General features: G+C 40.0%; 14 protein-coding genes. 12 read left to right on the top strand and 2 right to left on the bottom strand.

Annotated elements, in window-relative coordinates:
- The first annotated feature begins 22 nt into the window (after positions 1-22).
- Both E6139_RS16980 and E6139_RS16975 read left to right on the top strand, forming a co-directional pair.
- The gene (locus tag E6139_RS16980) at positions 23-325 is read left to right on the top strand and encodes a hypothetical protein (RefSeq protein ID WP_316404556.1); all 303 of its coding nucleotides are present in this window, start codon (positions 23-25) and stop codon (positions 323-325) included.
- 309 nt (positions 326-634) lie between these two features.
- A complete protein-coding gene (locus E6139_RS16975) occupies positions 635-952 on the top strand; it encodes a hypothetical protein (protein WP_316404555.1) in 318 nt (105 codons plus the stop codon).
- Between the two features lie 41 nt (positions 953-993).
- On the opposite strand, the gene E6139_RS16970 is transcribed toward E6139_RS16975, so the two are convergent.
- Positions 994-1,506, bottom strand: coding sequence for a type 1 glutamine amidotransferase domain-containing protein (locus tag E6139_RS16970; protein WP_316404554.1), 513 nt, complete (start codon positions 1,504-1,506; stop codon positions 994-996).
- A 572-nt stretch (positions 1,507-2,078) separates the two neighbouring features.
- Here E6139_RS16970 and licT point away from each other — a divergent pair.
- The gene (gene licT, locus E6139_RS16965; protein WP_316404553.1) at positions 2,079-2,921 is read left to right on the top strand and encodes a BglG family transcription antiterminator LicT; all 843 of its coding nucleotides are present in this window, start codon (positions 2,079-2,081) and stop codon (positions 2,919-2,921) included.
- Between the two features lie 86 nt (positions 2,922-3,007).
- A complete protein-coding gene (locus E6139_RS16960) occupies positions 3,008-4,915 on the top strand; it encodes a beta-glucoside-specific PTS transporter subunit IIABC (RefSeq protein WP_316404552.1) in 1,908 nt (635 codons plus the stop codon).
- Positions 4,916-4,994: 79 nt separating this feature from the next.
- Here E6139_RS16960 and E6139_RS16955 read toward each other — a convergent pair whose 3' ends face one another.
- On the bottom strand, positions 4,995-5,912 hold the full coding sequence (locus E6139_RS16955; protein WP_316404550.1) for a MurR/RpiR family transcriptional regulator: 918 nt from the start codon (positions 5,910-5,912) through the stop codon (positions 4,995-4,997).
- A gap of 218 nt (positions 5,913-6,130) precedes the next feature.
- On the opposite strand from E6139_RS16955, the gene E6139_RS16950 reads away from it, so the two are divergent.
- From E6139_RS16950 to E6139_RS16915, 8 genes are all read left to right on the top strand, one after another.
- On the top strand, positions 6,131-7,522 hold the full coding sequence (locus tag E6139_RS16950; protein WP_316404548.1) for a 6-phospho-beta-glucosidase: 1,392 nt from the start codon (positions 6,131-6,133) through the stop codon (positions 7,520-7,522).
- 17 nt (positions 7,523-7,539) lie between these two features.
- Positions 7,540-8,970, top strand: a complete 1,431-nt coding sequence (locus tag E6139_RS16945; RefSeq protein ID WP_316404547.1) for a 6-phospho-beta-glucosidase — start codon at positions 7,540-7,542, stop codon at positions 8,968-8,970.
- 653 nt (positions 8,971-9,623) lie between these two features.
- A complete protein-coding gene (locus E6139_RS16940) occupies positions 9,624-11,153 on the top strand; it encodes a helix-turn-helix domain-containing protein (RefSeq protein ID WP_316404545.1) in 1,530 nt (509 codons plus the stop codon).
- Between the two features lie 414 nt (positions 11,154-11,567).
- Entirely contained in the window at positions 11,568-14,777 is a 3,210-nt protein-coding gene (locus tag E6139_RS16935) for a vWA domain-containing protein (RefSeq protein WP_316404543.1), read from the top strand.
- Positions 14,778-15,221: 444 nt separating this feature from the next.
- On the top strand, positions 15,222-18,539 hold the full coding sequence (locus tag E6139_RS16930) for a SpaA isopeptide-forming pilin-related protein (protein WP_316404542.1): 3,318 nt from the start codon (positions 15,222-15,224) through the stop codon (positions 18,537-18,539).
- Positions 18,540-19,362: 823 nt separating this feature from the next.
- The gene (locus E6139_RS16925) at positions 19,363-20,856 is read left to right on the top strand and encodes a helix-turn-helix domain-containing protein (RefSeq protein ID WP_316404539.1); all 1,494 of its coding nucleotides are present in this window, start codon (positions 19,363-19,365) and stop codon (positions 20,854-20,856) included.
- A 607-nt stretch (positions 20,857-21,463) separates the two neighbouring features.
- Complete coding sequence (locus E6139_RS16920) at positions 21,464-22,243, top strand: hypothetical protein (RefSeq protein ID WP_316404538.1); 780 nt, start codon at positions 21,464-21,466, stop codon at positions 22,241-22,243.
- 11 nt (positions 22,244-22,254) lie between these two features.
- Positions 22,255-23,946 (top strand): SpaH/EbpB family LPXTG-anchored major pilin, encoded by a 1,692-nt coding sequence (locus E6139_RS16915; protein WP_316404536.1) that lies wholly within the window; start codon positions 22,255-22,257, stop codon positions 23,944-23,946.
- The last annotated feature ends 649 nt before the right edge of the window (positions 23,947-24,595 follow it).

Here is a 24,595-nt window from a genome sequence, read left to right as displayed (position 1 = left end):
ATCTGTAAGAGGTGGATAAGTCATGAAAACGAATAAAATGAATCCAAATTATGTAGGAATATTTATAGTTGGCGTTTTTATACTTGCATTGCTGATCCTTAAAAATACGTTGCTTGCCAGCTTCGATATCAACTATCCAGCTGTCATCTGTTTGGCGCTGGTTTTTATGACGCTCATCGTTAGTCTGATTGTTGTTCCTAAAGGAGAAAAAAGCTTCTTTCTTCCTAAGGCACTGGGGTATGGCTGTTCAGTCAATCCTAGAAATTGGTTTGGTCTGCTTTTCTATTTGGTGTTCGTTGGAGTTCTTTTAAGCATGATCGTTTGAAAGTGGGGAGATTAAATGGATAGCTACTTGATTAAGGAAATTGCATTTGCCGGTATTAGCTGTACAGGGCTTTTATTATGTATTGCTTTGATTACTCGCTTGACGAATGGCCTCTTTTTCTCTAGATTTCCGTGGGATTTCGTTAGGCACAGAGAAGATCCAAGGTTTGATGCGGAGCGCAGAGCCGGAAAAGCCTATAGTCAGTTCGTATTTAAATACGTGTCGCCCTTTTTCATTGGTTTTGTAATGATATTTGTGCTTTCTTATCTTCTATAGTTAGGATTATGCTGAAAACGGAGGGGGCTTGTGATGAGTTCATTGCAGTTTCTATTGATTGGTTTTTGTGCGGTTGGTTTCTTTGGCAGTCTCTCGTTGTTTACACCTAATACACTTTGGAATGATCTTACGTATTTCTTTCGGAAAGATAAAAAAGCATATCTAAAGTATTCGAATCGATTTCACGGGAAAGTTTATCTGGCGATCGGAGTGAGCTCGTTGGTATTTTTATTGGTGAGTGCAGTTGTTAAACTTAATCTATCGCTCTATTTCGTAAGTTTTAGTTATGTTGCTTTTTTCATAGTGATGGAGATTCTATTACAAGTTGGCTGGAATAGAAAAAAACATTGATAAAACAAAAAGAGGACTAGATTTGTCTAGTCCTCTTTAAATTAAGCGTGTAAAATTTCAACGATTTTCTCATTGAACGCAGGAAGATCATCAGGAGTCCGGCTAGTTACTAGTTTATTATCGACTACAACAGCCTCGTCTTTGACGATCGCGCCAGCATAACCAACATCTGGTCGAACAGTCGTATAGGCAGTCATGGTGCGCCCTTTAGTTAGCCCTGTTTGGATAAATAGCTGCGGGCCGTGGCAAATAGCGAATAGCGGTTGATCTTTATCTAAGAAGTAAGATACGAAAGAAACAAAGCGTGAGTCTCCGCGTAATTGATCTGGTGAAAAACCGCCAGGTATCAATAATGCGTCAAAGTCTTCCGGTTTTACCTCATCGATTCCTTTGTCGCTTTTGAACGTAGCGCCTTTTTTGCCTGTGATTTCTTGATTGGCTTCAAAGCTGATGATTGTGACTTCGTTGCCGTCCTTTTCGAGTGCTTCTTTTGGAGAGGATAGTTCAACATCCTCTACTAAATCCGTAACGATTGCTGCAATTTTCTTGGTCATTGAATGTCCATCCTTTCTTTTAAGTACACTTTCAGCCTAAAGGATAATTCTAGGAAATTCAAATTATCTGTTCGAAGGTATGTAATCAAGTTAAAGGATTTTTCTGAGATCATTGTTGAAAAACTTGCGAAAATTAGAAAATTTACAACGACTGGATTTGCGCTGGAACCACCAGCTGGAAATACCTGATTGGATCGTTGATTTGAAGCGAAAAGGCTGTGTTGTTTATTGCTGATTTTTTTGAGAGTATCCATTTACAAAATTGAATCGTCAGAAAAATATTTTTGTAAAACCTGTTGACAGCGCTTTCTGGATTTGATAAGCTAACTTTGAATTAAATAGACCAATTGATGGATAGTGATTGTTTAAATACAAGCTAAACCTGATGAGATGTGTACGATTATTTGTCGTACCCTCATTGGGTTTTTTTGTTGCTCTAAAATAGGAGGTGTTTAATAAAAAAGAACAATCTTGGGTTTGACAATGATTACGAACCTATCTATCATTTTAAGTGAACGAAGTCGGTGGAGAAGATTTCTAGTAGCGAATGTCACAGAACGGAGGAGCATTGGATGCAGATTCAAAAGATTTTGAATAACAATGTAGTCATCACGACCGATCAAAAAAATAACGAGATTGTCGCGATGGGGCGTGGTCTAGCCTTTCAGAAAAAAATAGGGGATGAGATAGCCGAGGAGGCGATCGACAAAACCTATCACCTTGCGAACAGTGATTTGTTTCAGAAGTTTCAAGAATTACTAGTGGATGTTCCAATTACTTATGTAGAGATCGCCAATGACATTATTGATGAGGCGAAGGTTACATTGAAGAATCCGTTGAATGACTCGCTCTATATATCGATCACTGATCACTTGTATGCGGCGATTCAACGAGTCAAAGAAGGTGTCCGTGTTCGTAATTTATTATTGTGGGATGTCAAACGGTTGTTTCCCGATGAATTTTCGGTGGGTGTCAGTGCCGTAAAGAAGATCAAGGAAAAATTCAAGATCGACCTCGGTGAAGACGAGGCTGGAAACATCGCGCTGCATTTAGTAAATGCGCAATCAGACAGCGAGAATGAAGATGCGTATATGATCGCGGAGATGATGCAGGAGATCATCCAAATTACCAGCTATTATTTTAAAGTTCAACTGGATGAAGAATCTGTCTACTTCTATCGCTTTACGACGCACTTACGTTTCTTTGCTTCACGAATCATGAACCGACGCCAATTGACTGATGAGACAGATGATGAGCTGCTTTTGATCATTCAAAAGAAATATCAAAATGCGTATCAATGTGTGGAACGAATTGCTGATTTTATTCGGAAGAAATATGTTTATGAAATGTCAAATGATGAGAAATTATACTTAACGATTCATATCGCGCGTTTAGTGCAAAAGGTCAACCAATAGAAATTTGGACCCGCCCGCTTTTCACGTTTATCCCGGGTTGTTGATTAGTGGAAGGGCATACATGATTAAAATTAGGAGGAAAAACAGTGGGTAAATATCATGATTTAGCTGAAAAAATTGTCGAGAATGTCGGTGGCAAAGAAAATATCAATAGCTTGACGCATTGTATCACGCGTCTGCGTTTTAAATTGAAGGATGAAAGCAAAGCAAATGACGATGTGTTGAAAAATATGGATGGTGTCGTAACAATCATGCATAGTGCCGGCCAGTACCAAGTCGTTATTGGGAACCATGTGGGGCAAGTTTATGAAGATGTAGTGGATATGACTGGACTTGGCGGTGAAAGCAGTGAGCCAGAAGAAGTTTCAGGAAATCTTTTTAACCGATTGATCGACGTGATTAGTGGGATTTTCCAACCATTCTTGGGCGCTTTAAGTGCCGGTGGGATGATCAAAGGTCTGAATGCGTTACTAGTTGCAGCAGGTGTGTTGACCGATCAGAGCGGGACTTATATTGTCTTGAATGCGATCGGGGACGCGATCTTCCAGTTCTTGCCAATTGCAGTAGCAGTAGCCGCAGCCAAAAAATTCAAAGTCAATCAGTATGTTGGGCTAGTTATTGGTGGGGCACTATGTTATCCGGCGATTCAATTGTCCGCGATAGCTGTTGAAGGTGCGAAACCATTGTATACGTTGTTTGCAGGTAGCTTATTTGAAAGTCCAGTTTATATGACGTTTATGGGACTTCCATTTGTCGCAAATAACTACACCAGCAGCGTTATTCCATCGATTTTAATTGTCTGGCTAGCTAGTAAATTACAACGTCCGTTACGTAAGGTTATTCCAGAAGTGATTCAGAACTTTTTCGTACCATTTTTCTTATTGTTGATTGCTTTACCAGTCGGTTTCTTAGTAATTGGTCCGATTATCACAATTTTGACTAATATGTTGGCAACTGGTTTTGATAGTTTATTGGCCTTCTCTCCAATTCTGTTTGGTTTAATCGTTGGTTTCTTCTGGCAAGTATTGGTTATGTTCGGTCTGCATTGGAGCTTAATCCCAATCGCCATTTTACAGTTGGGCACAATGGGCTATTCAACAGCATTAACAGGGATGTTTGGTGCCAGCTTTGCGCAAACTGCAGCAGTTGCTGCGATGTACTTCCGCTTGAAGGATCCAAAGGAAAAAGCATTAGTTGTTCCGGCTGTTATTTCAGGAATCTGTGGTGTAACCGAACCAGCAATTTACGGGTTATCTCTTCCTAAGAAAAAACCTTTCATTTATTCAATGGTCGGTGGAGCAGTATCCGGAGCCTTTATGACCGCGATGAGTGTTCGTTCTTATGTAATGGGCGGGTTAGGTGTCTTCGGTATTCCAAGTTATATCAATCAACAAAATGGAGATACTTCCGGCGCAATTTATTCAGTTATTGCGATTGTGATCGCTTCAGTAATCGGATTTGCGTTGACATTCTTCTTCTGGAAAGATGACACAGTAGTAGCCGAAGTTAAAGAAGGGCAAAAAGCGGTAGAAGTTCGCAAAGAAATCGTGATGGCACCTGTTACAGGGAAGATGATGCCATTATCAACAGCGAAAGATCAAGCATTTGCACAAGGCGCATTAGGAAAAGGCGTAGTGATCCATCCAACAGTTGGCGAAGTAGTAGCACCATTTGACGGTACTGTTATGACAATGTTCCCAACCAAGCATGCGATCGGTTTAGTATCAGATAATGGTCTAGAATTATTGATCCACATTGGTTTAGATACAGTTCAATTAGACGGCAAATATTTCGAGTCATTTGTGGAACAAGGTGCGAAAGTGAAACGCGGAGACAAATTGGTGACCTTCGATATTAAAGCGATCGAAGCAGCAGGCTACAGTGTGGAAACGCCAGTCATCGTTACCAATACTGCTGACTACCTAGATATCATCGAATCTGATAAACAGGATGATATTTGCAATAATGATGAACTGCTGACGGTTTTAGCATAGTAATGATTGATCCATTTGATTGACACTTGGCTTCACGAGCGAGCTTTATAGTTCCTTCGTGAAGCCTTTAGTATGAATGTTAGTTTGGTCTAAAAGACTCACTGAACTGAACCATCGACTCTGGAGATTCTGCCATGATAGCTGAACTAGTCTTGCGTTTGTCGACTAACTCGCTGATAGTGATCAAATGATTCAGATTCTTTTGATAGTCTTCAGCAAAGACGCAGCTGTACAACACATCCAACAAATAACAGATCGATGAGTTGATCGTAAAGTTTCCGATTTTGGAATACAGACGTTCACGTGTGGTCATGCGTAAAACTGCTTGACTGACAGAAGCCAAGGTGTTTTCACCGATACTGGTCAGTGCGATAATCGGGATATTTTGCTGTCGCAGGATTTTAGCGATTTGCATAATAAAGCCGTTCTCGCCAGTATAAGAAATTAAGATGGCGCAGGTTTCCTCTTGGCTGTTAAAGGCCTCATAGGCATCTTCACCCATTGTTTGACTAGTCACCACATTTTTTTGGATTCGCCGCATTTTTAAGGCGAAATCCTGGGAGATCAATAGATTGGCGTTGCTGCCAAAGATCTTGATTTGTTTGGCATTCAATAGAAGCTGTTTGGCTTTTTGCAGGTCATCGTGATTCAGCAAGCTTAAGGTGTCATCAATCGTCGTCCGTTCCAATGAAGCCATTTTATTGGCAATCGTCATTAGACCGTCGTTGCTTTGGAAAGGAAAGTTGGCGTCGACATCTTCAAAGTACGTTTGTAAATAGGTTTGCTCGTCCAGAAATTCATTACGCAGCTCCAACCAGCCTTTATAACCCAGCTTTTTAGCGACGCGAATCAAGGTAGAAGGGTGTACAAAGTTGGCCTCAGCGATCTCTTTGATCGTCAGCGGTTCAATCGCCGTTCCCTTAGCTAAGATGAATTCTACCAAGGCACTTTCCGCGTTCGAAAAATCGGTTTGCTTCATTTTTTCTGATAATAACATAGCGGGGCCTCCTTTTGTTTACATATATTATAGATCATTTGTAAACTTATATGTGCGTATAGAAATGGATTTGCGAAAAAAATCCAACGATATTTACAAAATAAACCGTTTTCAATCGTCTTTTTGTAAATATGAATGGAATGACTTGTAAATAGATTGTATTTCAATTTTACATCAATGATAATTGAATTGTAAATAAAACAGAAGGAGTCGATCAAATGGCAAAAGGAATTAAAATCGCGACAATTGGCGGAGGCAGCAGCTACACCCCTGAATTAATGGAAGGTTTTATCAAACGTTATGACGAATTACCAGTAAGTGAAATCTGGTTAGTTGATATTGAAGCAGGTCGTGAAAAGGTTGAGATTGTTGGTGCGATGGCACAACGGATGTGGGATGCATCGCCTTATGATGTGAAAGTCCATATCACCTTGGATCGTGAAGAAGCCTTGAAGGATGCAGATTTTGTGACGACTCAATTCCGTGTTGGATTATTAGAAGCGCGGATCAAAGACGAACGTATTCCAGCTTATTATGGCATGTTAGGTCAAGAAACGAATGGCGCCGGCGGAATGTTCAAAGCGTTCCGGACTGTTCCGATCATTTTAGAAATCGTGGAAGACATGAAACGTCTATGTCCAGATGCTTGGCTAATCAACTTTGCCAACCCAAGCGGCATGGTGACAGAAGCGGTTGTTCGTTATGGTAAATGGGATAAAGTTATCGGCTTATGTAATGTACCAGTAATGGCGCAAATGGTTGAACCTGAAATGATGGGCAAACAACCGGATGAATTGATCTACAAATTTGCAGGCTTGAATCATTTCCATTGGCATAAAGTAACGGATGTTCATGGGAAAGATGTGACACAAGATATCATTAACAAGATGTATGAAGGCGACGAAACTGGAATGCCTAAAAATATCCATGATATTCCGTTCCCAAGAGAGATTCTGGAACAAATGCAAATGATCCCTTGTGGCTACCATCATTACTATTATCAAGAAGAAGAAACACTTTCTCATGCATTAGAGGAATATAAGACAATTGGCACCCGTGCGCAGCAAGTGAAGCAAACAGAAACTGAATTATTCGAATTATATAAAGATCCTAACTTGGATTACAAACCAGAACAATTAAGCAAACGCGGTGGGGCTTACTACTCTGACGCAGCGTGTGAATCAATCGCATCTATTTATGCGAACAAGAACACACAATTAGTGGTCTCTACGAAGAATGATGGTGCAGTGCCTGATCTTCCAGCAGACTGCGTAGTGGAAGTTTCTGCTTACATTGGCGGACAAGGCGCACGTAACGTGGCGTTTGGTGAGTTACCAACAGCAGAACGCGGCTGGCTGCAAGTTATGAAAGCCATGGAATTATTGACGATCGAGGCAGCAGTAACTGGAGACTACAACACAGCATTACAAGCATTTACGATCAACCCAATGGTTCGCTCTGGTAAAACAGCGCAACGCATCATGGATGAATTATTTATCGCACACAAAGATCACTTGCCAAACTTCAAAGAAACCATCGAACGCTTAGAAAAAGAAGGCATCGAGGTTCAAGATGAAGTCGCACGTGAATTAGATATGGAAAAAGTATAGAAAGTAGGAATTGATTAATGGGATTTAGAAAAGACTTTTTATGGGGCGGCGCAACTGCTGCCAACCAATGTGAAGGCGGCTATAACGAAGGCGGACGAGGTCTAGCGAACGTTGACCTAGCACCAGTTGGTAAGGATCGTTTTGGTGTTATTGCTGGAAAAACAAAAATGTTCGATTTTGATGATGAGCATTTTTATCCAGCAAAAGAAGCGATTGATATGTACCACCATTGGAAAGAAGACATTGCACTATTTGCTGAAATGGGCTTTAAGACTTACCGTTTGTCATTGGCATGGAGCCGTATCTTCCCTAAAGGTGATGAAAAAGAGCCGAATGAAGAAGGCTTGAAGTTCTACGAAGATATTTTCAAAGAATGTAAAAAGTATGGCATTGAGCCATTAGTTACGATCACCCACTTTGACTGCCCGATGCACTTAGTTGAGAAATATGGCGCATGGCGTAGCCGCGAATTAGTCGGCTTCTATGAAAACTTGTGTAACGTCATCTTCAATCGCTACAAAGGGTTAGTGAAATACTGGTTGACCTTCAATGAGATTAACATGATCTTACATGCACCATTCATGGGGGCTGGATTGTACTTTGAAGAGGGCGAAAACGAAGAACAAATCAAGTATCAAGCAGCGCATCACGAGTTAGTGGCTTCTGCGATTGCAACGAAGATCGCTCATGAAGTTGATCCAGAAAACCAAGTCGGCTGTATGTTAGCGGCAGGTTCTTACTATCCATATTCACCAAAACCAGATGATGTTTGGGCTGGTCGTCAAGAAGAACGTCAAAACTACTTCTTCATTGATGTGCAATCTCGTGGAGAATATCCAGCGTATGCCTTGAAGGAAATGGAACGTAAAGGAATCAACGTGAAGATGGAAGAAGGCGATGTGGAGCTGTTGAAGGCTCATACAGTTGACTTCATCTCATTCTCTTACTATTCATCTCGTGTAGCGACGACTGACCCTGAATTATTGGAACAAACAAGCGGCAATATCTTCGCATCTGTGAAGAACCCTTACTTGGAATCAAGTGAATGGGGCTGGCAAATTGATCCACTTGGCTTGCGTATCACGATGAATGATCTATACGATCGTTACCAAAAACCATTGTTTATCGTAGAAAACGGCTTAGGTGCGGTTGATACACCAGATGAAAATGGCTATGTGGAAGATGACTATCGGATCGACTATCTCGCGCAGCACATCGAAGCTATGAGAGATGCTGTAGATCAAGATGGCGTAGACCTATTAGGCTACACCACTTGGGGCTGTATCGACCTAGTATCTGCCGGAACAGGCGAAATGAAGAAACGCTATGGCTTCATTTACGTTGACCGCGACAACGAAGGCAACGGTACTCTGAAACGCAGCAAGAAAAAATCATTTGACTGGTATAAAAAAGTCATCGCAAGCAACGGCGAAGACTTAAGTAATTAATCACCTTAGAGAGAGACTTGCCATCCGTCCGGCAAGTCTTTTTTGCCAGTTTTTCTTCCCGCTTTAGCGGGTTAGAAAAATGGTATGCGAAACGATAATCAAACTCATTTTTCACGGTTTTCGAAAAATGATTACATTAGTAGGAGATAGCTGTCAGTTCTGCTTTTCGCAGTTTATCGTATATGAAACGTTTTAAACTGATTAGACTAAAAATTGACAAACTGTTTAGTTTGATGATATGCGCAATGAGAATTAAAGGAACTTTTTCGCTTTTTGAAAAGTTCCTTCTTTATAATTAGAAAATGGTATACATTCAGACAATCAATTTCATTTTTTGCAGATTCCGAAAAATTCTTTTTATATATAACAGGTAGTGATTAGTCATTTTTTCTATTACCTTATATTTAATTTTTTTCAATTGAATAGACCAAAAAAAGGGAAGTCGGTTCATTTGATGATATTCGTAGGATTTTTATCAATAGAATCAGCTAGGCATTTTATCATAAATCGCAAAAACAGGCATATATTAGTCAAAATTAGTCAAAATCACAATTTTTCCTTGTTATTAATAACAAATAGTCTTATGATTTTATAGTAGGAGCGTTTTCAAATGTGTAGCGGGTAATAGCTGTTGGTATGGGAGGGAGAGGAGAATGGATTTTAGATCTGTCTTAGGAACGAGTTACAAACGGCAATTGACATTGATGGAAAAGTTGTATTATCGGCGCGATGGCTGGTCCAGTGATGAGCTGTTGCTTGAGTTGGATTGCTCACTGCCCATTCTGCTGAATGACATTGAAGTGATCAATCAAATGCATCCGGACTACCACATTACAAAAGTCAAAGGCTTGTATCGTTTGGAGATGGACAATTCGATTAATCTTGGAAATCTGTATGCGGATATTTTGAATTTGAGTTCTGAATTCCAAATCCTAGAAGAGCTGCTCTATGAACGCTGCGACAGTATTTCGTCGATTTCGAGAAAGCTGTTTCTGAGCACGTCCAATACGCAACGCTGTTTAAAAAAGGTTGAAAAGTCATTGCAGGAGGCTGGTATGGAATTATGCTACCGGCCATTACGGATTGAGGGGAATGAAGGAGAAATTCGTTGGCTGTATTATCGCTTTTTCAATGAGCAAAAGAATGAGTTTGAAGGAACCCTTCCTATGCTGACGATCAAGCAGTACGACGTGGTTGAAAAGTATATACAGGACTTTACCAAAATCAATGAGATGTATCGGAAATACACCTTCGATAAATATTTAGTCTACAATTTTTTTATTAGTTTGTGGCGCATCAAAAATAAACATCCCTTTCCGCCAGAGAAGCTGCGGACGAATTGTTTGAAGTTGCCATTCGGTGATTCTCACAAGGCCTTGCGAGAGGTCGTCCATGAGTTCATTGGAATCGAGCTGACGCCAGACATTCTGAGAGATTGCTTTTGGTCAATCTTTTCAGACGCGATCATCTTTAGCCTCCCGCATCGAAATATTTCACTGGAGGAAAATCCGCGATACATTCAGTTGTTCGATAAGCATTATGAGCTGTCCGAGAAGTTTAACCAATTGCTGGGGAATCATTTGGATGAAGCGGAGTTATTGGATTTGGCGACTGTTTTGTCCAATGATTTTTATCTTTATGAACCAGAAAGCAAGTATCTGGGTGTCCTGCGGCAGAATCGAAGGGTCTTCATGGAGGAGGTTTCCAAGTTCTATGGTCAGGGAGTCAAGAAGGTTCAGGCGCTAGTCGAAAACTTCGTGGCCAAGCATCAAATGTATCAGGAAGCCGATTTTGTTTTGAACTATGTGTACCTATTGATTACTACTGAGGTGAAAAGCTTGGAATGGTTGGCGAGTCAAGATCCGCCATTAAGAGTGCTACTGATATCAGAATTAGCCATGACGGAAGAGACCTTCTTGGGGCATCAGATTCAAAATGCGGTCTATGGGAATTTCACCATTCTGCACTTTGAACATCTGATAGCCAAGACCTCTCAGCTGATTGAGGAACTGAAAAAGTATGATTGCTTAATAACAACAGGCTCATCTGAGGGCTTACCAGAGGATTATCCCGTGATCGTGATTGACCCGTTCTTGACTGAACAAAGTACCCGTTGGATTCAAGCAATGATCAGTCAGCTGTCCGAACAAAAAAGTCAGGCTTTGGTAGTTGAAAACCAATAAAATTATAGTAAAAAGGCAAGGATATGTTCGAGCATGTCCTTGCCTTTTTTAGATCCGTCCTCCGTTAAAGGAAACATCGGTTATTTAAATTTATTAAGAAATTCCTCGAAAATAGACCTTTTTTCATCGAATTACTCTTTTCTATTCATTTTACGAATAAGATTGAATACTCAAAAAACGTTGAAAAATTAAAGAAAAAGAGAATGATAACGCCAGGCCCTATATAGTCTTCGGCTCAACGATATTTACTCAGTTAATAATAACTATAATAATAGAATGTTAATAAAAATAAGGAAAATAAAAGTCTGTTATGATAGATACATAAAAATATAAGAGTGAAACATAAGGAAAATTCAAATTATCAGAATGTTTCTGTGAAGATCACTTTTTTAGAAATGTATAGAGGATTATTGTATGAAAAGGATAACTATATTATTGGTGGCAGTCATTGTTTTTTCGCTCGTTACTGGCTTATTCTCCTCAATAAAATTGGTTCACGCTGAGGAAACGAAACAAGAACGAACAAAGCTCCTCGATGAGAAAGGGCTGACGTTATCCTACCGAGGCGAGGTCGGCAAGGAGATGGCCCATTGGTCGTTGGATTTTGCACATCAGGGTCAAAAAGATTCTCTTGAACAGCAGGTAAGAATTAGGATCACTGATGAAGAGGAGCAACCAATCGATTACCCTGAGCTTGATGGGATGACCGAAAAAGACGGATGGCTGATCGAAAAAGAATTTTCTCACCAGTCTGAAGGTCAGGTGGCGTTTGACTTACCGAAGACGATCCCAAAGATCCATTTATACGTACAGCTGAATCAGCAGTCAGAAGAAGGAGTAAAGGAACTTTTAGGACAAGAAGCACCTTATATTCTTGAGCTGGATGGGGAGAAGCAAGCTACGACGACTTCTCAAACGCAGAAAACACAAACGAGTTCGGACATTGCGACAGTTAGCACGACTGAATTTGTAGGACCTAAGAAAAATCAGACACAGCCTACAGCAAAGGCCACTGCGGAGACAACAAAGGAGGTATACAGCCCCTTATATACAAATAAGGTCACCCAGTATACGACGGACAGCAGTGGAACGTATCCTGAGTTTGCCTGGCAGCCTCAGGGGCAAGCAAATGTTCTGAATCATCAGGGCGGTGATGAAAACCAAGCAGGCTGGGACAATGTGAAGAGCTGGGATGTAACGGCTGACAATCATGATCAATCCTATATCAAATATGGAGAAGATGCAGCCAATCCCAATGTTCAATTAAGAAAATATGCCCAGCAAACAGCCGTCGAGGATGAATTTAAGATTAAACTGAATGTCCGCGGAAATACGACATATAAGCCTGGAGTGGACATTGTCTTCCTATTAGATAACTCAGAATCGATGATTAATGCAGAGAGCGGGGATACAAAAAATCGTAAGACCTACGCGAATGAAGCATTAGACAAGATTATTACTGAGTTGAAAAAGGTCTATGTCCCCTCTGAGAAAAATATTCGCATAGGCGGAGAAATTTTTTCTGAATATAATTATTACCAAACATGGGGCAGCGGCTATCGTCCTGGTGAGAAGCGGACCTTTCAATTGTCTGAGAATACGTCTGATTGGGATAAGTTGAATAGTGAGTATAAAAGGGCCAATCCACAAGGTGTGACATTCACCCAGCGTGGACTAACGGAAGCCAATGATATTTTCAATGATGCGGCGAATTCTGAGGGAAGGCACAAGCTGCTCTTCGTATTGACTGATGGTGCGCCGAATCGTAGTTGGGTGCCAAAGGATAAAGGAACGGCTAATAACGAGATGTTTGTCGATAAGCTGCACTTTGCAAATTTTGATAAAGGATCAAAAGGAAGCTATAAAGAAGGCAGCACGTTAGGGACATTGGGAAATAAAACAACCATCGTTCCTGCCTATAATGGAGTGCTCAACAGCCATATCACGACAACGAATTCAACCGCGATGGATATGAAAAATGCGGGCGTTCAAATTCATACAATTGCCCTGCAAATAAGCGTCAATGTAAACGAACAAAACAAACGAGATGAGCTGCTGCGGGGACTCTACAAAATGTCTACGAAAAAAGCCAATGGCGAACAGGACCCTGATAAAGATACCGCCGAAGATTTCTTCTTCTATAATGTAGATAAGGGATCCGAATTAACAGAGTACTTCAAAAACTGGTATGAGACGATTATTCGCACAGTCAATAAAGGTAAAATCACCGATCCACTGGGGGATATGGTGGAGTTCGTGACCGATCCAGAGAAGCAGCCGATAGTCTCTCAAGTTGATAACGGAGCAGAACAGATTAGAGCAGAAGATATGCCTACTGCCACTATTGTTGGAGATCAGATAAAAGTGGAGAATATCAACTTGACTGGTAATCAGGAGATCGAAGTAGAGTACACGGTTCGTTTGAAAACCGATGATCCCAACTTTGTGTCGAATCACTGGTATCAGACGAATAAGACGACAACCCTAGATCCCACACCGGAACGAACGACCGATCTGATCGAGTTCGGTATCCCTTCGGTAAAATTGCAGACGGCTGATTTTGTCATTCCTGTCAAAAAAATCTGGTCAGACACCTCCCAGGAAACGGCGAACTATTGGGCGCTGAGAGCGAAAGAAGTAACAGCGACTTTGCAGAAATGGGACGGAAACGAATGGCAAGAGGTGCAATCTGTTCAATTAAATGCTGATAATGACTGGGAAACGAAATTTTCAGCAGTAAAAGGCGGGGACGACAATCTTTACCGTGTGGTGGAAGGTTCACGTACAACCGGCTATAAGCAACCCGCGATCAATCAGAGGGAATTTACCTCCGAGACGATCGCAGCAGCGGGGATAGAGATTACCAATGAGCTGTTAACGGGAAGCTATTCCTTCAATAAATACATGGAGGATGGAAAAACCCCCTTCACGACCGACTTGCCGCAATTCCAGCTCACACGCAGTGATGGAAAAATAGTGGCACAGAACGTCAGGCCAAATAATGAGGGGAAGGTAACCTTCACTGATCTTGCTATCGGCGATTATGTTGTGGAAGAAACCTATGTACCCGCTGGTTTCCAGAAGATGGCTGATTTTGAGATCAAAGTCACTGAAAATGACGCAGCTGAAGGACTCATCTTTACGGTCAATAATAGCACGGATGCCTACACGGCGATTAATAAACTAAAGGATTTTACATTGAAGGTCGAAAAAATCGATCCTGCTGATAATCTGCTAGCCGGCGCGAGCTTCAAACTGACGGGACCAAATTATGAAGTGATCCAAGTGGATGGACCTGAGTTTAGCTTCATCGGGCTGCGACCAGGCAGCTATCGTCTGACAGAGATTGAGAGTCCTGAAGGCTATCAGAAAATCAACGAACCAATCCTCTTTGACATTGGGATCGATGGAAAAGTGACGATCACACCGCATCCTGCTGCCACTGGAACAGTAGATGGCAATAAAATCGAACTGAAGGTAACGAATAAAAAAGTTCGACCAGGTGCTTTGCCAAATACCGGTGCCTCAGGAATCCGGCTATTTTACTTAATAGCTGGTGCTTGTGTCAGTTTCGGCGTTCTACTAAGTGGGGCGTATGCCTATTTCAATCACAAACTGCCTTAACTAGTATGATTGCATTCAAAAAAAGAGTTTGAGAGTATTTCTTTCAAGCTCTTTTTTGCATGGAATAAAAAATCGAAAGATTAATTCAATTTATAGAAAATGAATGTCAATATTTTTTAGATGATATAAATAAAAAGGGTTAAAATAACGCTTTTGTCAAAATAGAGGGTAGGCTTCATCCATTTAGGTGAAATTTAATAACTTTGAATAGATGAAAAATATAAAAATAGTCAAAAAATAATATCTGCTAGAATGTAGTTGCAGATAGAAGGAATTGGAGTTAATTTCTAATAATATTGAATTTTTGAAAGATTTTCTATGTGGGTAGGTTGTTTTATTCGGTATAAGGGGGAAGTTTTTTATTACAAAAGGACGAATAATTGATCTTCTTTTTTTGATGTAGTCAAAGCAATACTTATAGGAATACAAAGGGAGATGCATTACATGAAAAAGTCGAATATTTTTATACTAATACTGTTGCTTTTTTCGATTATTTTCGATGCGAGTCTAGCGATTGTGACTACTCATGCTGAGAGTAAGGAGATCGAACTCGCCGATGAAAAGCGATTAAAATTATCATACATATATGAAGAAGAGGAAGAGAATTATCACTGGCAAATAAAGTATCAACGCCAGAGTGAAGAGAAAGAAGAGCAACAACGCTTAAAATTCAAAATTACCGATGAAAAGGATCAGACCATCGATTATCCGAAGCTAGAGCATCTCGAAGAAAAGGATGGCTGGCTGATTGAGAAAGAATTTTCAGCGAAAGAAGAAGGAAAGCTCTCACTAAAACTGTCTCAATCAATTAAGCAACTGAATCTATATGTCCAAATGGATCAGCAAAAGGAAGCCAATGATCCAGACGATAAAGACAGTGAGATTGAAAAAGATATTTTGGAGCGGGAAGAGCCGTATCTTCTTGAGGCCACAAAACAAGCAACAAAAACTTCTTCATCAAAAGAAAAAACAGAAGAATCTAAAGCAGTCACGACCAGTTCAGAGAAATTCGTCGGACCAAAAACAAAAGAGCAGCTGAAGGCTGAATCACCATCTGTGGCAACAACTGCTGGAATGAACTCGATGTATGCGAATTCCTATGAAAATAAAGTACCGGATTATAAAACAGATGCAACAGGGAAATATCCTGAGTTCTCTTGGCAACCAACGGGACAGACTAATGTCATCAACCATCAAGGTGGACGGGCAGGTCAGACAGGTTGGGATAACGAAGCGAATTGGAATGTCGGCTGGGATGACTTCTCAAAGTCTTATATCAAATATGGGGAGTCAAATAACGAGAATATTCAAATACGTAAATATGCGCAGCAGACTGACGATCCAGAGAAGTTCAAGATCAAACTAAATGTCCGCGGGAATACGACCTATAAGCCTGGGGTGGATATCGTCTTTCTATTAGATAACTCACAGTCAATGGATTCTGATTCAGGAATAGCTGGTACCAATCAAAAGAAGAGAAAAGAAAATGCAGAGATTGCTTTTAAGCATATCGTAGATAATTTGAAAAGTATAAATGTACCCGAAGCAGAGAACATTCGCATAGGTGCGGAGATATTTTCTGATTATTCTGATCGTAATTCGTGGGGGGGTAGATTACGTCCGAATGCCAGTAAAGAGAAACGAAAATTTCAACTTTCTAAAAATCCAGCAGATTGGGATAAGATTGTGGCTGAGTATAGCACTAAGGATATGGCTACTGGCGTAACGTTCACGCAACGAGGGCTACAAGAAGCAAAGGATATCTTTGATGCGTCACCAAGCTCGGATCGTCACAAATTATTGTTTGTTCTAACAGATGGGGCACCGAACCGCAGCTGGACGACTAGTGATAGCGGAACATCGAATTTGGATATCTTCCCTGATCCACGATATTTCAGAGTTTTTAATAAGGGAACGAAACCAAATTATAATGAAGGCAGCTCTTTGCATAGCAGTCAAGAAGTGTTTACTACAACGATTAACCCACCTTATAATAATAGGAAGATTACTAGCCACATAACAACAACGAATTCTACAGCGATGGATTTGAAAAATTCAGGGATAGAGATTCATACGATTGCCTTGAAGTTAATGGTTAACTACAATGAACCAGGTTACTCAAATGGAACGGCACGACAAAATCAAATTCGTGGGCTGTATAAGATGTCAACGAAAAAGGCCAATGCAACCAATGGTCCTACGGTAGACACCGCAGATGACTATCATTTCTACGATGTAGAGAATGGCGATGATCTAACCTCCTATTTTGATAGCTGGTATGAAACAATCATCCGAACGGTTGATAAAGGGGTGATCACTGATCCATTAGGAGATATGGTGGAGTTGGTGGATGACCCGGAACCACAAGTGCGACAAGTGCTGAATGGGAAACCACGTTTTACTAATGAAACCAAACCTAGTATTTCACCGGAAAGTAACGATCGTGTGATCAAAGTGAGTAATATTAATCTGTCTCGTAATCAGGAAATCGAGGTGGAATACACGGTCCGCTTGAAAACAACGGATGATGCCTTCGTGTCTGGGCGCTGGTATCCGGCGAATGGGCGAACAACGTTAGAGCCAACTCCGGAACGTACGAATGATGTTTTAGATTTTGGGGTGCCTTCTGTGAGGTATCAAAAAGAGGATTTTGTCATTCCAGTAGAAAAGATTTGGTCAGATAAATATCAAGGAACAGATAACTACTGGGGATTAAGACCGAATAAGATTAACGTTACTCTGCAACGAGCAAATGGATCGAATTGGTCAGATGTTGAAACAAAGGAGCTGAACGAAAGCAACCAATGGAAAACTGATTTTTCTGCTGTGGAAGGCGGGGCGGATAATACTTATCGGGTGGTAGAGACTACACGAGTCAGTGGCTACAAGGCTCCTGTCATTAACCAAGCCAGCTTCACCTCAGAGAACATAATCAGTGGCGGCATAAAAATTACCAATGAGCTGCTCAAGGAAACGTTCCAATTCTCGAAATTCATGGAGGACGGTACTACCGCGTTTGGACAGGACAAGCCGAAATTCTCCATGAAGCGTGAATCCGATGGGAAAACCGTAGCGACGAATCTTGAACCGAATGCCAGCGGGAAAGTAACCGTCCCAGATGTACCAAAGGGAAACTATATTATTAAGGAAACCTATGTACCCGCAGGCTATAAAGAAATGCCTGAGTTCGTGGTGAATGTGACGGAGAACAATCCGCCAACTTCGCTTGTCTTTAAGGTGAATAATCGTACTGAGGAGCATCATGCACTGAACGAGCTGAAGGATTTCACGTTAAGGGTAGAAAAGGTGGATTCTGGAGATAATCCGTTAACTGGTGCGGTCTTCAAATTAACCGGACCAAACTACGATCGGACGATAAACACCGGCTCAGTCTTCACTTTTGCGAATCTGCGTCCGGGCGTGTATACATTGACTGAGATAGATAATCCAGAAGGCTATAAGCGAATTCAGGATCCGATTGGTTTCATCATTGGGGTAGGTGGGAAGGTGACCGTCAACAGTCATCCGAATGTCAGCGGCTCTGGAGGAATCAATGGGGGGACGAATACGATTAATCTAAAGGTAACGAATGAGAAGGTACGACCAGGGACATTACCAAGTACCGGTGATTATGGAATCAAAGGCTTCTTCCTGATCGCTGGTGTCTTGTCCGTACTTGGAATCGCCATTGGCTCCTTCTGCATCTATTCAATGAGAAAAGAAATTGTGAGAAATACCGAAAAAATGAATGGAAGACGGTAAAGCATGTTTGATGAATGTCTGAAAGCGATTCTCTGCTTTCAGGCATTTTTTTGTACGAAATGGAGAGTAACGAAGCTAGTTACCGTATCCGAAAGTTTTGTGTGCAGTTTTCTATAGCTTAACAGAAGGAAAAAGTAAAGTTTTGCCAAATAAAGAATAATAATAAATATATTGAGTCTAAAAGTTATGAAAATGCTTTTAGGCTCTTTGTTTTTAATAAAACTAAAAAACAATTTATTCAAATCGTTTAATAAGTTTCTCTAAATTGAGTATTTAAAAATTTAAATACCTTTAAAAAAAATGATTTAAATAACGCGTACTTATTTTTCAATTATTATCTAAAAGGATTTTAAGTGTTTATAATAACTATAAATGGATTAATAACAAAAAAGCACCGAAAAATAAGATTCGTTATCATGTATATATAAAGAAATATAGTGAAAAAAATTGGGTTATTCTTATAAAAAAGGAGCAGTAAAAGCTTAACAAGCGAAAGTTTTTACCAATCTTTTTAAAAAAGATTAACTACATAGGTTAATGGAAGAAAAAATGATTCGAAATAAAAAAATGGAGGGAAACCTACGCAAAAAAATTAAAAAATTCTGAAATTCTATAGAGGTAATTTTAAAAAAGATACCTCTTGTGAATTTGTCATGGGATGTGGGGGCATCTCAGGCAAGGGATAGATGAGAGGACACAGTTAGTAGGAAAAATTTAGTTCGGTACATGTTTTTATTTGTTGAAGCTAATGCCTTTTTTAGCTTTTTGAGAGAGAACAAATACAACGCGCTACAAGGAGTATGGAAGAAAAGGGGATGAGGAGATGGATTTTAGAGAGGTTTTGGGAACAAGCAGTTTGCGACGTCTGCGCTTTGTTGAACTACTCTATGCAAGTCAAGTCGGCTTGCCAAGCGATCAGCTGCTTGAAGAACTAGAGTGTTCATTGCCTATCCTATTGAAGGACGTCAAGATGATCAATGATGATCAGGATGACTTTCATATTGAAAAATTCAAAGGGCTTTATCAGATTCAAATCAAACCACATGTAAGTATTAACCGATTATACGCAGATGTTCTACAAACATCACCAGAGTTTCAGATTATTGAGGAACTATTATATGAAAAATGCTCAAGTATCAGTGATTTGGCTGAAAAGCTGTATCTGAGTGCTTCGAATACGCAACGCTACTTAAAGAAAATCGAGACTGCGCTGAAAAAGGCAGGAATCAAGTTAGACTATCGACCATTACGAATCGAAGGAAAGGAAAGTGTCATCCGGCATTTCTACTATCGGTACTTTTTGGAGAAATCCGATCGTTTGGAGTCTTTGTTTGTTGATCTGAAGGATTACCATATCAAAGCGATCACCGATTTGGTGGATCAATTTATCCAAGTCAATCATCTGGAAAACCGTCATATCTTTAGAAAACGACTCAGTTACAATATCTACATTAGCCTATGGCGGATCAAGAATGGTCGTCACTATCCTGAAAATGAATTGATCAGTCCATTGGCTTTGCCAGATGAAGAAACCTTAGATTCCTTTGAACGAATGGCATTAGAAGTTTTCCGTGTGCGTCTGACGGAGAAGGAGATCAAGGATTGTCTGTGGTTATCTTATGCCGACATGCTGATCTTCAGCGAGGATCAATGGAAATCAGCCATGAAGCAGAGCCGTACCTATCGCGACCTCTACCAAAAACATTTTGAATTGGTCGAAGACTTCAATCGTTTGATCGGTCGTTCACTTGATAATCTGGATTGCAGTGAATTGACCATCGTTTTAGTCAATGATCAGCGGATGTATGCGCCAAAAGGAAAATACATCGACATCCTGTATCGACAACGAGGAATCTTCCTAGAGAAAATGATGGAGACCCACTATCAAGCAGTGAAGAAGGTCTTGAGGATCGCCGAGAATTTTGTGAAGAAATACCGGATCTATCAGGAGAATGACTTTGTTTGGAACTACGCGTACCTGTTAATTACCATGGTGCCCCAAAGTCTGAATCTTTTGGCGAATAATGATCAGCAGCTAAAGATTCTGCTGCTCTCTGAGCTGTCACCGACAGAGGAAACGTTTTTGGCAGAACAAATCGAAGAACGTATTTACGGAAACTTCAAGATTTATTTTGTCGAAGAACGGTCTCGTGACACCCGAATCTATATGCATGAATTGAAAAAGTACGACGCGTTGATTACTTCCAGCAGTGTCGAGGAGGTTCCATATGACTTCCCAACAGTCATCATCGATCCTTTCTTGACCAGTCAGAATATCGTACAGCTGCAGCAATTGATCAGTGATCTGTCAGGGTAAGTAAACCTAACTCGTCACTGGTAATAATCGTAGGGATGAAAGTACGAGCATTTCTGCATCGTCAGGAAACATCAGAAGACTAGTTACTCGAATGGTCAAGCATCATAGGGAAAAAATCTATTTTATTGGTTTGTTTCTATTGCTCCAATAAGTCATGATTTCTTCCTATGGTGCTTTTTTAGTTCTCGAATGGTGTCAGTGATTGATAAAATTCACAAAAAAAACATATACCCATTTTTCTCATAAAAAAAGAATCCAAATGAATTTTTTTATTTTAAGCAAATGAGTCCTACTATTTGCAAAAAAATATTAAATAAATGAGTAGAATAACTAATAGAAAGATTAGAAAGGTGAAAATAACGCCATTCTAACTGAAATATAATAACTAAAAAATTAAAAAAAGCCAAAAAGCGCGGAAAAATAATATCAGTTACTATTGTTATGGACGAAGAACTTATAATAAATACATTGGAAGGAGGAATACTTGAAATGTGAATGTATTGAAAAATACAAACATATCAATGCTGGTAAGTGTGGGTTGTAAAGGTTTATCGCTTCAAAAAATGAACCAGCAGTCACTTATTCCGCGATAGAAGGGGGGCTGGAAATGGGAAAAAGGATTTCCTTCATAGTATGTCTGCTTCTAGGAATTTGTTGTTTTGGTATGACGGGTTTTGCAGCAGATGGGCAAAGTGATGAGAAAAGCAGTGAGTTAAGTAATGATCAGGTGAATGAATCGATTGAAATGTGGATTCATACATGGGTTGATGAAAAGAAAGTGGAGGGGACGGAAAATCTACAGTTCGATGTCTATGATCTGACGCAATGGCGAGAGAAACGTGGAGGGGATGAAAAAGAAGATCAAGAATATTTGATGGATACATATCCAACGAAAGAGTCGAGATTGGAATTCGTACAGGACGAAAAATTAAGGAAAATCAATCAGGAGTCTTACAAGGTGGATGGCAGCGGGAACGTCTCATTTGAGGTTCCCAGGCTAAGTGAAAAAGCAGCATATTTGATTCTAGCCAGTGGAGAGACAGGAAATCATATCATGCTGCCGATCGTGCTTTATTTACCAAAGAACCATCCAGAAACACAGGATGAGGCGACCCGCTTTTTGATTAATGGTAAATACCTAGACACGAGTAAACCACCAACACCGCCAACGACCACTTCTTCGACACCGCCAACGAGCGAGACAATCGAACCCGGAGAAGACTCCAGCAATAGTCTGGTCCCTTCGACGATAGGTGGATCAAGTCGATCAAGCACGGGGAAGAACTTTCCGTCAACCAATGATTTGGTTCGAAACTTCACGGTCTTAGGGTTGTTACTCATTTTAATTGGGCTTTTAGGAATCAAAAAAATACAAAAGAAGAAATAGGGGGAAAAATAATGAAAGCAAGAGGGAAACTAGTCAGTTTGTTGATGGCACTTGTATGTTTGCTGCCAATCGGCATGGGTTTACTAGGATTTGGGGATAGCGCTTCGGCGGCTACACCGCAGAATGTTAAAGTAACGTTGCATAAGAAAAAGATGGATGACTTTCCAAAGGGAATAAAAAACGACGGTGCAATCAATCAGGAGATTGAAGATAAATATGAAGGGTTAGCCGGTGTTACTTTCAAACCTTGGGATATTACCGAGGCATTTTATGAAAAGCTAGCAGCTGAAGGCATTACGGGCTCTGAAGATAAAGATACGTATGAAGCAAAAGTCAAAGAAGTCATGGAAGGATTTGAAGCAGCACATTTTGAAGGAAATACATCAAAGGGAAATCCTAAGAAACAGCCAGTAGCTGGAGCGGATGCTAAAGCGACTGGAACGGATGGAACTGTTGACTTCACTCTGCCTGATCGAGATGCTGAGGGCGTATACAGAGTCTACTGGTTTGAAGAAACATTGCCAGCTGGTGCAGAAGAATTTAGCCAACTTGTTATTTTGGCATTACCAGTAATGAAAGTTGGAAGTACAACCGAACAAAGTGGCGATATCCATTTATATCCAAAAAATAAATTGCCAAACAAGCCTGTTAAGGAACTCTTAGATGAAAATGGAGATGAGGAAGATCCGACGAAAGGACCTTATTCTTATGATATCGGTAAACAAATCAAATATAGAGTAACGTATCAAATTCCACTCCACATCGGTGATCTTATTGGCGAAGGAGCTACCGAACAAACTCGTTATAGTAAATTAACCTTTAAAGATGAAGTGAGCCATGCTGGTGTGCGTTTTGTAGGCTTTGACTCTATTAAAGCTCTCGGAGAAACTCCTGCACAAGATGTAGATCTAAAAACAGAGATTGAAAAGACTAATAGTATTTACGTTGATACACAAAAGTTTAACTTTGGAAATGGCTATACAGCAGCAGGTAAAGCTGGTTTTGAGATTGCGTATAAGTTAGATAATAAACAAGGTGGGGCTTCAGCAAATTCTAAACTTACGGCTCAATATTTGTCAGACTATGCAGGGAAAACTGTTGAGATTATCTATACTGTACAATTTACAAAAGATACGCCAATTGATGCAGAAATAGGAAATAGCTTTTATGTAGACTTGCAACAAAACGGTGTAGATGAAATAAAACCTGAAGTACCTGAAGTATTACCACCAAAAATTATTACTGGAGGTAAGAAATTCATAAAACACGAAGCTGGTGAGAGATCACAAGTCTTAAAAGGTGCAGAATTTGTTATTACAAATAAAACTGGTACTAAGTATTTAGCAGGAACTGCAGATGATTATACTTGGGAAAACTATGTAGATGACAAGTATAAAAATGCAATCAGAATTACATCTTCCGACGATGGCTCTTTTGAAATTAAGGGTCTTAAGTTTGACGAATATAAGTTGGTGGAAACTAAAGCGCCTAATGGATATGTGAAAGGCGATCCTGTTGACTTCGTTGTTGAACAGAATGGATATGATGTAGAAGTGGGATTACGCCAAGGAATTGAGAACGTTTCTAGAGGCGGCTTCCTACCATCTACTGGTGGTATCGGTATCGCGATCTTCCTAATTATCGGTGGATCATTGATGGGATTTGCAGTTAGTCGCTATCGCAAACAACAACACGCAGCATAATTCAAACTGACAGGTCACTCAGAATTAAAAGGAAGGTGAGGCGAGAAATTTGCCTCATCTTTTTTTCGTGTGGAGAGCATAAAAGTTTAAAGGTTCAGAAGTTTATGGAATCAATTGTTTTTAAGTAGTGAGATGAAACGAACGATCTTAAATGTTATGTTTCTTGATAAATATGATTGGTGGAACATGTTTCTTCAAATAAGCGGATGAAAAATTCGTATAGTTGTTTCGAGATTGCGAAGAACTTAAAAAAGGCTTTTCACGAAAATAGCTTCTATAATAATGAGCTGACTAACGATAGACCGATAGTTGAAATCCCATCGTAAACCTCCTGATCAAAAGCTATCATAATAGTATAGTAGAAACTCGGATCAAACACCGAACCTCCACTCTACAAATTGATCAAATTTCATTTCTCGAAGCCACTTCATTCTAAATCTTCACATTTGCTTTTTCATTGAATAAATAAGTAATAAACTCCAGATTAATAAGACAGAAAAAATAGATAATGCTCATTTTTACCTCATTAAATTCATAGTGACCCCAGAAATATCTGTTTCTGGGGTCTTTTTTGTGTACTTTTGATGAAAAATTCAAAAGGCAAATAATTTTTGCGACATTCAAACTTTATTATTCTTTATTTGATTTT

It is taken from the genome of Enterococcus sp., from assembly GCF_032555305.1.
GTDB lineage: Bacteria > Bacillota > Bacilli > Lactobacillales > Enterococcaceae > Enterococcus_A.
The sequence above is the reverse complement of the archived record's forward strand: the minus strand, read 5'-3'. Positions and strand labels throughout refer to the sequence as shown.

Excerpts from the sequence above, each read along its gene's own strand:
- E6139_RS16915 (WP_316404536.1), top strand. The coding sequence starts at position 22,255 with ATGAAAGCAAGAGGGAAACTAGTCAGTTTGTTGATGGCACTTGTATGT.
- E6139_RS16975 (WP_316404555.1), top strand. The coding sequence starts at position 635 with ATGAGTTCATTGCAGTTTCTATTGATTGGTTTTTGTGCGGTTGGTTTC.
- licT (WP_316404553.1), top strand. The coding sequence starts at position 2,079 with ATGCAGATTCAAAAGATTTTGAATAACAATGTAGTCATCACGACCGAT.
- E6139_RS16935 (WP_316404543.1), top strand. The coding sequence starts at position 11,568 with ATGAAAAGGATAACTATATTATTGGTGGCAGTCATTGTTTTTTCGCTC.
- E6139_RS16980 (WP_316404556.1), top strand. The coding sequence starts at position 23 with ATGAAAACGAATAAAATGAATCCAAATTATGTAGGAATATTTATAGTT.
- E6139_RS16920 (WP_316404538.1), top strand. The coding sequence starts at position 21,464 with ATGGGAAAAAGGATTTCCTTCATAGTATGTCTGCTTCTAGGAATTTGT.
- E6139_RS16970 (WP_316404554.1), bottom strand. The coding sequence starts at position 1,506 with ATGACCAAGAAAATTGCAGCAATCGTTACGGATTTAGTAGAGGATGTT.
- E6139_RS16930 (WP_316404542.1), top strand. The coding sequence starts at position 15,222 with ATGAAAAAGTCGAATATTTTTATACTAATACTGTTGCTTTTTTCGATT.
- E6139_RS16925 (WP_316404539.1), top strand. The coding sequence starts at position 19,363 with ATGGATTTTAGAGAGGTTTTGGGAACAAGCAGTTTGCGACGTCTGCGC.
- E6139_RS16955 (WP_316404550.1), bottom strand. The coding sequence starts at position 5,912 with ATGTTATTATCAGAAAAAATGAAGCAAACCGATTTTTCGAACGCGGAA.
- E6139_RS16940 (WP_316404545.1), top strand. The coding sequence starts at position 9,624 with ATGGATTTTAGATCTGTCTTAGGAACGAGTTACAAACGGCAATTGACA.
- E6139_RS16950 (WP_316404548.1), top strand. The coding sequence starts at position 6,131 with ATGGCAAAAGGAATTAAAATCGCGACAATTGGCGGAGGCAGCAGCTAC.
- E6139_RS16945 (WP_316404547.1), top strand. The coding sequence starts at position 7,540 with ATGGGATTTAGAAAAGACTTTTTATGGGGCGGCGCAACTGCTGCCAAC.